This is a genomic window from Thermosynechococcus sp. OHK43 (assembly GCF_014466085.1).
Taxonomy (GTDB): Bacteria; Cyanobacteriota; Cyanobacteriia; order Thermosynechococcales; family Thermosynechococcaceae; genus Thermosynechococcus.
In genome coordinates this window covers 1-11,084 of record NZ_JACOMP010000127.1, presented here as the reverse complement: position 1 = coordinate 11,084, position 11,084 = coordinate 1, and the positions used below count along the sequence as shown (strand labels likewise).

The 11,084-nt window shown below is 52.5% G+C and carries 10 protein-coding genes, 1 tRNA gene and 1 riboswitch; of the genes, 5 read left to right on the top strand and 6 right to left on the bottom strand.

Annotation, left to right across the window (positions count from 1 at the left end):
- The 5 genes from H8Q75_RS05180 to H8Q75_RS05160 form a co-directional block, all read left to right on the top strand.
- On the top strand, window positions 1-215 hold a 215-nt coding region (locus H8Q75_RS05180; protein ID WP_297040859.1), incomplete at its 5' end, for a hypothetical protein.
- A gap of 367 nt (window positions 216-582) precedes the next feature.
- The gene (locus H8Q75_RS05175) at window positions 583-1,833 is read left to right on the top strand and encodes an MFS transporter (protein WP_297040858.1); all 1,251 of its coding nucleotides are present in this window, start codon (window positions 583-585) and stop codon (window positions 1,831-1,833) included.
- A 9-nt stretch (window positions 1,834-1,842) separates the two neighbouring features.
- Window positions 1,843-2,592, top strand: a complete 750-nt coding sequence (locus tag H8Q75_RS05170; RefSeq protein WP_024124252.1) for a creatininase family protein — start codon at window positions 1,843-1,845, stop codon at window positions 2,590-2,592.
- Window positions 2,593-3,477 (top strand): alpha/beta fold hydrolase, encoded by an 885-nt coding sequence (locus tag H8Q75_RS05165; protein ID WP_297040857.1) that lies wholly within the window; start codon window positions 2,593-2,595, stop codon window positions 3,475-3,477.
- Between the two features lie 38 nt (window positions 3,478-3,515).
- A tRNA-Pro gene (locus tag H8Q75_RS05160) sits at window positions 3,516-3,589 on the top strand.
- 239 nt (window positions 3,590-3,828) lie between these two features.
- Here H8Q75_RS05160 and H8Q75_RS05155 read toward each other — a convergent pair.
- The 6 genes from H8Q75_RS05155 to H8Q75_RS05130 form a co-directional block, all read right to left on the bottom strand.
- A complete protein-coding gene (locus H8Q75_RS05155) occupies window positions 3,829-4,617 on the bottom strand; it encodes a hypothetical protein (protein ID WP_024124254.1) in 789 nt (262 codons plus the stop codon).
- Window positions 4,610-5,929, bottom strand: a complete 1,320-nt coding sequence (locus H8Q75_RS05150; protein WP_162147163.1) for a ParA family protein — start codon at window positions 5,927-5,929, stop codon at window positions 4,610-4,612. The genes H8Q75_RS05155 and H8Q75_RS05150 overlap by 8 nt, the downstream gene beginning before the upstream one ends.
- A gap of 97 nt (window positions 5,930-6,026) precedes the next feature.
- The gene (locus H8Q75_RS05145; RefSeq protein ID WP_297040856.1) at window positions 6,027-6,500 is read right to left on the bottom strand and encodes a hypothetical protein; all 474 of its coding nucleotides are present in this window, start codon (window positions 6,498-6,500) and stop codon (window positions 6,027-6,029) included.
- Window positions 6,501-6,503: 3 nt separating this feature from the next.
- Window positions 6,504-8,111, bottom strand: coding sequence for a 2-isopropylmalate synthase (locus H8Q75_RS05140; protein ID WP_024124257.1), 1,608 nt, complete (start codon window positions 8,109-8,111; stop codon window positions 6,504-6,506).
- 127 nt (window positions 8,112-8,238) lie between these two features.
- Window positions 8,239-9,261 carry a sirohydrochlorin chelatase gene (locus tag H8Q75_RS05135; protein ID WP_297040855.1) on the bottom strand — a complete coding sequence of 341 codons (1,023 nt, stop codon included), beginning with the start codon at window positions 9,259-9,261 and terminating at the stop codon, window positions 8,239-8,241.
- Between the two features lie 32 nt (window positions 9,262-9,293).
- A riboswitch (cobalamin riboswitch) is annotated at window positions 9,294-9,438 on the bottom strand.
- A gap of 32 nt (window positions 9,439-9,470) precedes the next feature.
- Entirely contained in the window at window positions 9,471-10,997 is a 1,527-nt protein-coding gene (locus H8Q75_RS05130) for a peptide ligase PGM1-related protein (protein WP_297040854.1), read from the bottom strand.
- Window positions 10,998-11,084 lie beyond the last annotated feature (87 nt).

The window sequence follows — 11,084 nt, the reverse complement described above, 5'->3', positions numbered from 1 at the left end:
TCACTGAGAAGGCGATCGACTTCTTGGCCGAAGTGGGTTATGATCCTGTCTATGGTGCCCGCCCACTGAAACGCGCCATCCAGAAACAACTGGAAACCCCCATTGCTAAAAGCATCCTGCGGGGTGACTTCTTCGACGGCGATACAATTCTAGTGGATGTGGGCGAAAGCGAACGCCTCAGCTTCCGGCGCCAAGTGGAACTCGCAACCGTTTAGGCGCAACTGAAGGTCAGACGGGAGGACTGAGTGGGGCTATCCCTTCGGTCCTCTTTTGATCGGTAGCATTGTCCAGGGCCTTCGCCGGCCTAGCCGATGACGCCGGTGTTCAGTTAACTGCTACTCCCGATAGTCAGAGCATTGCCAGATCAAGGAAACCTGCTGCTAGACAGTGTAGGTGTTATCAATACCAGCAATGACGGCGCCTATCCCATGGAGTTTTACTCCCCTTGTGCGTGTTAGAGGGCCAACAAGGAGCAAGAAAAAGGGCATGTATCCTAGGCTGTGACGGTATATTGGATTCAGGCTGCCCGCCCCAATCTTTGGTGATGAGGAAACTTGTGTTCATAGTCGGTGAGCAACAGCAATGGTAAGTTCTGGTCCCCAGCCCCGTCCAGAAGGGTTTGCTGCTCTGATGCGGAACAAGAATTTCCTCAAGTTATGGGGCGGTCAAATCATCTCCCAACTGGCGGACAAAATTTTTCTCGTCCTCCTAATTACACTGGCGGTTTCCTACGATGCCAGCTATGAGCTGCCGGGCTCTAAGGCCTCAGCCGTAATGATCGCCAATACGCTACCAGCGGTTTTTTTTGGTTCAACGGCGGGCACCTTTGTGGATCGCTACCCAAAGCGGGAGCTAATGAGCATTACCAATATTTTGCGGGGGCTACTGGTCTTTGCCCTGATCTTGATTCCAAAGCGGTTTACACTGCTGCTCCTGATTGCCTTTTCTGAGTCCATCCTCACGCAATTCTTTGCCCCAGCAGAACAGGCGGCAATTCCCCTGCTGGTGAAGGAGGAAAATCTCCTCTCGGCAAATGCCCTCTTTATCACAACAATGATGGGGTCACTGGTGGTGGGATTTGCCATTGGCGAGCCATTGCTAAGTGGTGCCGTGGCCATAGGCGGTGTCTATGCCCGTGAAATTGTTGTCGGTGTGCTGTATGTCATCGCGGGGTTGGTTTTAGCCTCGATTCGCTACCGAGAAGCAGTTCATGAGGGCGATCGCCACCTGAATGTTTGGCAGGACTTGCGGGAGGGGTTTGACTACGTGCGCAAAAATCGCCTCTTGGGCACTGCGATGCTCCAGTTAACAATCCTCTACTGTGTCTTTGCCGCCTTGACAGTGCTGGCGGTCAGTATAGCCCAAGAAATTGGCTTGCGGCCCAACCAGTTTGGCTTTCTCTTGGCCGCTGCAGGGCTGGGGTTGATTTTAGGGGCGGGGGTTTTGGGTCAATGGGGGGAGAAATTGCATCATCGGCCCCTGCCCTTGATTGGCTTTTTGGTGATGGCAGCTGTCTTGCTGGTCTTTGCCTTTGTACATCATCTGTGGCTGGGTCTGGGCTTGAGTATTTTGCTGGGGATGGGAGCGTCTTTAATTGGTATTCCCATGCAGACCCTGATCCAGATGCGGACTCCTGCGACGATGCGGGGTAAGGTCTTTGGCTTCCAAAATAACGTTGTCAATATTGCCCTCAGTGTGCCCTTGGCGATCGCGGGCATTCTTTCCGACTTCCTTGGCCTCACGGTGGTCATGGTGGGGATGGGGGGCGTGGTGGCGATCGCTGGGATTTGGGCGTGGCGGAATACACGCGCGGTTCTTGAGGATGCGATTTAGGAGGGAGGGATGCCCCTACTACATTTGAGTACTTGGCCAGAGGTCGAAGCCTATCTCAACACTTCCAAGGGGATGATTATTCCCATAGGCTCTACGGAGCAGCATGGCCCTATGGGTCTAATCGGTACTGATGCCCTCTGTGCTGAGGCGATCGCCAAAGGGGTCGGGGAAACCACCCAAGCGCTTGTTGGCCCCACCATTGCCGTGGGCATGGCTCTACACCATACGGCTTTCCCCGGCACCATTAGTTTGCGCCCTAGTACGTTAATTCTGGTGATTCGCGACTATTTAGTGAGCTTGGTACGGGCAGGCTTTCAACGCTTCTTTTTCATCAATGGTCACGGCGGCAATATCGCTACAGTCAAAGCCGCCTTTGCTGAAACCTATGCTGTCTTGACAGATTTACAAATTCCAGAGGCTGATCAAGTGCGCTGTGAATTGGCCAACTGGTTTATGTGTAGTTCGGTGATGCAACTGGCGCGAGAATGGTATGGCGATCGCGAGGGTTCCCATGCCACCCCCAGTGAAGTCGCGGTGACCCAATTTCTCTATCCAGAGGCCATTAAGCGGGTTCCCCTCAATCCCGAAGTCAATAGCAGTCATGCTATCTACAGTGCCGCAGATTTTCGCCGCCGCTATCCTGATGGTCGTATGGGGGCAGATTCCAGTTTGGCCACCCCTGAGCATGGACAGCAATTTTATCAGCGGGCTGTTCAGGAGTTGAGCGATCGCTACCGTCAATTTCTTCAAGCCGACTAAATGACTGTCTCTCTCCCCTCTCAAACATGGCACTGGCAAGGATACCCGATTCTCTATCGGTATCAAGGTAGCCAAGGTACCCCCCTACTGCTGATTCACGGCTTTGGTGCCTCTAGTTTGCATTGGCGCAACAATATTCCTCCCCTTGCCGCTTACCATCGGGTCTACGCCATTGATTTGTTGGGCTTTGGTGGCTCCGCCAAACCCGCTCCCTCGACTCTCCCCTACACCTTTGAGACCTGGTCAACCTTGGTTTTGGCCTTTTGCCATGAGGTGATTGGCCAGCCTACCGTTCTTATTGGTAACTCTATTGGCTGCGTGGTCGCTTTACAGGCCGCTGTTTTCCAGCCAGCGTGGGTCCGTCAATTGATCCTGCTCAACTGCTCTCTGCGTCAGCTTCACGATCGCAAACGACAGCAACTCCCTTGGTACCGCCGCTGGGGAACCAGCCTACTCCAGCAACTTTTAGCCAATCGCACCCTTGGCACCTACTTTTTCCGCCAAATTGCCCAACCCCGTACTGTGCGCCGCATTCTCCACCAAGCCTATGCCAACGCTGCCGCGGTCACCGATGAACTAGTGGAGATATTACTCACCCCTGCCCAAGACGCCGGGGCTGCCGATGTCTTTCTGGCCTTTGTGCGTTATTCCCAGGGCCCCTTACCCGAAGACCTGCTACCGCAGATCACCTGCCCCACCTATTTCCTTTGGGGCGCCGCCGATCCCTGGGAACCGATTGATGAAGCTCAGAAGTTAGCTAAGTTTCCCTGTGTGCAGGAGTTTGTTGCCTTACCAGAGATTGGCCATTGCCCCCAAGATGAAGCACCTGAGCAGGTGAATACCCACATTCTGAAATGGTTGGGCAAAATTTCCATCAGCACCTAGGATATGCTCTGAACTCATGTTATACTGGTAAAGCTTAACGGGGCGTAGCGCAGCTTGGTAGCGCACCACTTTGGGGTAGTGGGGGTCGTGGGTTCAAATCCCGCCGCTCCGATCTTGAGAGTATTGAAAACTTGGTTAGGGCGATCGCTCTCCTTCTGCGCTTTGACGGTGAACTTTATTATTCCTATCGAGCGATCGCTCCTCTATGCTGATATGCTGAACCCGTTTACCTCGAAGCTGGTCCAGACCATCTCCCCACTTTGGCACGGGGGGTGTCATGGATAATCAGCAAATCGTCATCGCTCCCACTTGAGAGGCGGGTCTTGAGTAACTGTCCCCGTGGTAACCCGCTTAATTAAAGCAAATGCTGAGAGAATCCCACTGGCCTGAGGGGGCGATTTCTTTCAACTCATCAACCGACCGAAATTTTCTACCCCCTTGGTGGTTTCTATACCTTTCGAGGCGTCCAATAACAACCTGAGCCTCGTCGATGGTCAATCCCGGAACACGCTGCTTAAGACTCTCAGCATCTCTGTAGCGGTTGATGCGAATATTTCGCCGCTTTTGTAATGGGGTGGGGGATGACTCTAGGATGTTCCTAAGGATTTTAACTTGTTCTGAGAGATTCATCACCTGCTGAGATTGCTCAGTCATTTCTTGATGGATGCTTTCTATCTGTTTTTTGAGTGGTTGCAGATAGCGATCGAGGATGTTCGTGAATTCTGAGGCTGACAGAGGCAACTGTAAGTAGACCCCTTCCTGTTGAGGGGGATGCCCTTGGGCATTGATTTGCATCAGCGTTTTGATACGCTCTTGGAAATCTGAGACTTCTTGGTCATCCGCCAGTTCAACTCTGGTGGCCCACAACTGCTTAATCCCCAATTCCCGAGCAAAGTCCACAACTTCCTTGCCAAAGACAACTTCGTACTCTACATCCCCTGTCTGGCTGGTGACTGAGCGAATAATTAAGGGAATCAGGTTGGTCTGGTACTTTTCTAGATCCTCACGGATCAAAGTCGGTGAAACATACAGTAGCGCTTGGGGATAGTCATCGGGAACTTTTAGGAGATCAATGTGCACCTGACCCTGATGCACATCGTATAGACCAAGGTACCTTGAGAGTCTGTTGGATTTACTCATGCTGTGGAAATGCCTCAGTGGAAAGATGGCGCGCCAAATTTTCAAATGTTGTCGTTAGCTCATCAATTGGTTCTTGATCTGCTCTTGATAATTCCGCATATAGATTTCTGCTAAATATGGGTTGCTGTAAATCTGTTGCTTTTTCTATAGCAGCGCGCTTAGGAATCCATGTGTCTTTAGGCAAGAGATTAGAAACGACAGCATACTCGCGAGCTACTCTCTCAAGGATATCCTGGAGCCTCTCTTGCATCTGCGCATTGACAGCAGAGTTCCTCTGATCGTACTTATTAACGGCAATACCCAGAAGCCGCGGCGGGTTATCCATTACAGGTCTGAAGGCTTCTAGGCGGGCCAAGACATACTCAATCGCCCGTATGGGGTAAGGGGCAAATTCTATCGGAATCAGAACCCCATGGGAAGCCATCAAAGCAATGGCATTGACTTTACCAAAGGCAGGGGGTGGATCAATTAGGATGATATCGTAGGGGTGGTTTCTTAGCTTTCTTTGCAGGACGCGATCGATATCTATTGTCCTAATCAGGTCGGCTTCTTGGTCTGCGAGGCGAATGTGGGAGGGGACAACGTCTAAGTGGAGATTGTCCCAACGCTTTCGATAGACGACTTCCTCGAGGGTGACCTTTGGTTCTAAGAGGAGGTGAGCAATGTCTTTCCGGCCTTGATCCTCAATATCCCTCAGGGGATCAATGCCTAAACCAATGCTAAGATTCGACTGCGGATCAATATCAATGAGTAGCACGCGCTTGCCCATGGCAGCAAAGGCAGCACCTAGGTTCAGGGTAAGGGTTGTTTTCCCCACTCCCCCTTTATGATTAAAGACAGTAATAATCATGGCAGTCCTCTGAGGATGTGTTGAGGGAAAAGCATAATTTTTTTGCAATACTTTTTCAAGGTGATGATAAATCTTGAGTTGCTCTTGGGTTAGGGCGCTCACAAGCGCTTCAGCAGCATTGCGGTGCAGTACCTTGGTCAGTTTTTGAATGCTTTTTCGCTCCAACTGGCCGGCGGCCCACTTGAGTTGGCACAGGGGCTTTTTTAGGGGATTTTGATAAAAGAGTTGGTAATCTTTACCATTGATTAAAAGGCCAAAAACCGCTTGAGCTGCTGCCATGTATTCCCGCAGTTGCTGTTGACCGCTGAGCCTTGACTCATTTGAGGATTTGACCTCAATCACAAGGTAGTTGAAGGAGCGATCGCCCGCCAGCGGCAAGGAAATGAGAAAATCGGGATAGCCATTCCCTAGCTTTGGCTTGATCCAATAGTTTTGAAGATCATAGCCCCATGCCTTTAACAAAGGTAGGACTATCTTCCGTTCAATCTCGGCTTCGTTACCCCTAGGCATTGCTCAGTGTCCTTGCCGTTACCTTCTGAGTGAGTGCCAGTGGCTAAAATTAAAGGGAACGCTGCCTAAGGGGAAGCCGCCAAAAAGGCGTGGGCAACAGCCCAGCAAACACTCGTAGAACAATGAGTGCGTGCGCAAAAAAGGTCAGAGCTACCCAAAAGCGGGGAAACCAATAGGCACGTGGGTCGCTACTGAGGGGGGGAAAAAGTTGATAGCCCAGCCAAATTAAGGCGGGAGGCAAGGTTACCAATAAAACTGCCAGAATTATAGCCGTATAGGTGAGGCTAGCGGGGGGCGTGTTGAGCGATCGCCAGTTGGTACCCGTCCACTGCCAGCGAAATGCCATGGCACTGTCTTCGAGCCGTGCTGTTTGATGGACAAAATCCAAGCTGAGAATATGGCGGCAAAAGTTACAGGCATAGGTATCCATCAGTACCATCGGCGCAATTTGCCCGTGACGGCAAACGGGGCATAAATAGACGCCATTGGCTTCCAAGGGCTTAGCAGGGGTGGACTCTGGCATAAGCTACGCTTGGGGATGTAGCGCCCGTTGTTCAAGACCGCGGTAGAGACGGTTCAGGGCATTCATATAGGCTTGGGCAGAGGCCACAATAATATCCGTGTTAGCGGCATGGCCAGCATAGATGCGATCCTCGTGCTGTAGCCGAATTGTTACCTCACCGATAGCATCAATGCCGGCGGTAACGGATTGCACCGAGTATTCAATGAGGCGATTGGGAATTTGCACCACACGGTTAATGGCACGATAGACCGCGTCCACAGGGCCAGTGCCAATGGCGGCATCGGTCAACTCTTCACCACTGGGGGTACGCACGGTCACCGTTGCTGTTGGGCGGGCATGATCACCGCAGGAAACTTGGACAAATTCCAGTTGATAGCCCCGCAGATCAATCCCTTGGCTTTCATCCTTGGCGATCGCCTCCAGATCCCAGTCAGTGATTTCTTTTTTCTTGTCGGCGAGATCCTTAAAGCGCAAAAAGGCCTTATTGAGTTCCGTTTCACTGAGTTCAAAGCCCAATTCCCGTAGGCGGGTGGCAAAGGCATTACGGCCAGAGAGCTTGCCCAAGACAATTTGGTTATCGGCAAGGCCAATCAGTTGGGCATCCATGATTTCATAGGTTTGCTTGTGCTTGAGGACGCCATCTTGGTGAATCCCCGATTGGTGGGCAAAGGCATTGGCACCCACGATCGCCTTGTTGGGTTGAATCAGCATCCCCGTTAGGTTTGAGACCAAGCGGGAGGTTTTATAAATTTCACGGGTGTTGATATTCGTCAAGGGTTCCTCTGATTCGGGTGGGCGACCTAGGAAAGGATTGAAGTACTGCCGCCGCACATAAAGTGCCATAACCAATTCCTCAAGGGCAGCATTCCCCGCACGCTCACCAATGCCATTAATCGTACACTCCAGTTGCCGGGCGCCATTTTTCACCGCTTCCAGGAAGTTAGCAACCGCCAAACCCAAGTCATTGTGACCATGAACCGAGATGACGGCGCGATCGATATTGGGCACATTTTCCTTAATGCCTTTGATCAGGGCACCAAACTCGGCGGGGGTGGTGTACCCCACAGTGTCAGGAATGTTGACCGTCGTTGCACCAGCGTCAATGACCCGCTCTAGAACTTCATAGAGAAACTCAGGATCTGAACGCCCAGCATCCTCTGGGGAAAACTCCACATCATCCACAAAAGACTTGGCATAGGCCACCATTTCTTGCGCAATTTCCAGTACTTCAGCGCGGGTTTTCCTGAGCTTGTACTCTAGGTGAATATCGGAGGTGGCAATAAACGTGTGAATGCGAGGATAGTAGGCAGGTTTGAGGGCTTTTGCGGCGGCTTCAATATCTTGGCGGGTGGCACGAGCCAAACCACAAATGACAGGACCGGTTTCAGTGCCTACAGTTTCGGCAATCCGCTGTACGGCTTCAAAGTCGCCAGGGCTGGCAAAGGGAAAACCCGCCTCAATAATATCCACCCCCAGGCGAGCCAGTTGACGGGCGATCGTCAGTTTTTCATCCACATTCAATGAGGCCCCTGGGGACTGTTCACCGTCCCGCAGTGTGGTATCGAAAATTAACACCCGATCAACGGTCTGGGGAGGATATTTAATGCGCATAGACAAGCCCCATCCAAGCTTGAGAAAGAGTACCAGTCATTTTAACTCTAACATTTTCGCTGGGGAGCAATGGTTAGCTTTTGCGGCGGGAAGCCCTGCGTCTTATCCGCTGGCGGTCGGGAGTCGGTCACGGAACCTGCCAAATGCGTTGGTGATAACTGGGCAAGTGATCTAGGTCCACGCTTGATGCATGGTGATGGGGGTGACCCCCAGGATCGTGGCTGTGGGAGGGGTGCTCATGATCGTGATGATGGTGGTGAGGATGGCCATGGCCTGCCACCAAGCGGAATTTGCAGGTTTCACAGTTCATGGCCACCTGTCCCCCATAGGTCTCAATTTCCCGCCGCCGCGTTAGATAAAACAGTTGCGGATGCAAGCCAATTTCCGGCAGGTTCACGTATTCAACATTGGGATAGGCGGCTTGGGCTTCTGCGGTGAGGGCATAGATTTTCTTGACGAGTGCCCCTGTAAACATGAAGTGGGGCAGGACAATCACGCGGCGGGGGCGGTGAAGATTCGCCCGCGCAAACCCTTCGGGTAGGCGAGGATGGGTGATGCCAATGAAGCACACCTCAACCGTTTGGTACCCACTGCCCTCCCAGAGCATACGGGCTAGCTTAAAGACGTCGCCATTGGCATCGGGATCGCTGGAGCCGCGTCCCACCATTAAGAGAACGGTTTCTTCACGGCCAATGCCTTGGGGGTTAAATTCTGGGAAGTCCAGTAGTTCGAGGCGCGATCGCCAGAGGCTCAAGATTTCTGGGGCAAGGCCATAGGGGCGGCCATAGTGGTAGCGCAACTGCGGAAAAGCACGCCGGGCCCGATCCAACTCGTTCGTAACATCAAATTTATTGTGGCGAGCAGCAAAGAGCAAAATCGGCAGCACTGACAAATCGGTATAACCTGCGGCCGCACATTGGCTCAGAACCTCAAAAATCGAGGGTTCGGTTAACTCCAGAAAACAGGGAAAAACAGGCCGACAGGAATCCAGTTGATAATAGGCTTGGGCAAAGTCCAAAAATGCTTGGCGACCCTCAGCATCACGCGTGCCATGACCAATGAGCAAGAGGGGGCGAGGCTGGGGGAGAGGGGGTAAATCGAGACTAAAACCAAGGGGATTGAGAATTGAATCGTTAAGCGCAACAACCACGTTGAAACTCCATGCCCGTGCGACGCAGGCAAATAGAGTGAACCACAGCAAGTAGGCATTCTGGCTGAGGGGAGTTCCCCATCACAGCTGCGGCACAGCACCAGACTTGCACTGGGTTTTCCCTACAGGCTGCTTTTCACAGTGAACGTTGCCAATTCTAACGAGATTCTCAAACCCCTGTCTATGCGGGGGGTAGGCACATTAGGTGCTTATAGCGCCGCGGCATCGAGAACACCAATCGTTTGATTGTAGATGGCTTGGGCTTCTTCGGGGGTGTTGCCAATACTGACAAGTCCAAGCTTACCAAATTCCGAAAGTGCCCCCATGAGGTGAAAGACGGTGCCCGTTTCGGTACTGGAGTCAAAGTGCAAATGGTAGCGAGCAATCATATCCAAGAGATCATTGGGCAAGAGGCCGCGATAGTGGGGCTGGCAGAGGTTATCGGAGGCAATGTAATACTTAGGACGGCGGTGCTTGCTGTAAAACAGTCCAGAGGCTAGCTCATAGTGGCCATCGGTGAGGAATTTTAAGGTCATAAAGGGGTGCGTAGTACCGCCTTTGCGCAGGTTAATTTCAATGGCATAAAGCTCCCAGCCTGCTGTTGTCTGGGTTGCAACAACGTCCACACCAAAACAGCCGATCACTCCCTGCTGTGCCAAGTACGTCCCTACTTTTTGCCCCAGTTGTTGCAGTTGCTGGCGATAGTCGGCATGGGCAGGAAATTCACAGCCAATAAAAATTTGACCTGTGGGGGCATTGAGTAACTGTTCATGGGTCGAAACAATTTCAACACTGCCTTTGGGGGTAATACACCCTTGGACACTGGGCGATCGCTTGACTGTCCCTTCAACAAAGGCTTCGACAATCCCCCCCAGATCTGTAAACCGCTGCCGATAGGAGGCCCAAGTTTCATTGGGAGCTTGAAAGACCATGTCCTCTAGGCTATTCTCAATCCGCTGGAGATGATCGGGGGTATGCGGGCTGCCCAAGGGGCGCAGGGGGCGGAGGTCGAGAAGAGCATTGCCTTCTCCAGAAAAGGCTGCGTTGAGTTTCACCACCAGCCGTTGAAGGTCAGGGCATTTTTCCTGTAGATGAGCGATCGCCCGCACCAGTTCTGGCACCCCCTGCAAAAAGCCACTGCCAATCGGGTGGAGGATTCCCGCCGCTGCAAACAGTTCTCGGCTGCCGGCCTTGGTTCCCCAATAAAGGAGATCCGGATCCGTAGAGTAGAGGGGAACGCCTAAGCGTACCGCCAGTTCCCGCTCCAAAGGGGTGGAGTTAAAACACACCATGTAGGCTTGGTTGGGACGCAGGGCTTGACGAATACGCTCCAAGAGGCGAGGTCGCTCTAAAATTTTTGCGGTGAGGGGTTTATCGGAGCGATCGTAGGTGGCCAGCAAGAGCAGGCGATCGCGGGCATGGGAACTGGGCACCCCCGGCAGTAAATCTAAGTAGTAATCCACAATACTGGGATGCAGGGGCTGGGATGTGACATAGATCATGCGGGTACGCGGATTGCGCAACTGGATCAGCGTATAAAGCTGCCGCTCCTCGTAGTGGGTGTAGCCTGTGATCTTGCCTAGCTCCGGTTGGGGAAAACTGAGGGAAGGCACCACCACAATATCGCGCTCAATGCCGCCGGGGCCTCTGGGCAGTTCCGGGATAAAGGTTTCTGTTCCGTCCCAGCACTCCAAGAGCCGCGTTTGCAGTTGGCGGAACTCCTCGGCGATCGACATCTCTACCTTTCCAGACTATTTTCCCTAGTGTAGAAAGTGCGGGGTCTCTCTCGGATCATTTGACCCCCTTTTTCAAACTTTCTTCAC

What these genes read in the sequence shown, in the direction of transcription:
- H8Q75_RS05155 (WP_024124254.1), bottom strand. Translation starts at nt 4,617, where the DNA reads ATGAGTAAATCCAACAGACTCTCAAGGTACCTTGGTCTATACGATGTG.
- H8Q75_RS05140 (WP_024124257.1), bottom strand. Translation starts at nt 8,111, where the DNA reads ATGCGCATTAAATATCCTCCCCAGACCGTTGATCGGGTGTTAATTTTC.
- H8Q75_RS05145 (WP_297040856.1), bottom strand. Translation starts at nt 6,500, where the DNA reads ATGCCAGAGTCCACCCCTGCTAAGCCCTTGGAAGCCAATGGCGTCTAT.
- H8Q75_RS05165 (WP_297040857.1), top strand. Translation starts at nt 2,593, where the DNA reads ATGACTGTCTCTCTCCCCTCTCAAACATGGCACTGGCAAGGATACCCG.
- H8Q75_RS05170 (WP_024124252.1), top strand. Translation starts at nt 1,843, where the DNA reads ATGCCCCTACTACATTTGAGTACTTGGCCAGAGGTCGAAGCCTATCTC.
- H8Q75_RS05130 (WP_297040854.1), bottom strand. Translation starts at nt 10,997, where the DNA reads ATGTCGATCGCCGAGGAGTTCCGCCAACTGCAAACGCGGCTCTTGGAG.
- H8Q75_RS05175 (WP_297040858.1), top strand. Translation starts at nt 583, where the DNA reads ATGGTAAGTTCTGGTCCCCAGCCCCGTCCAGAAGGGTTTGCTGCTCTG.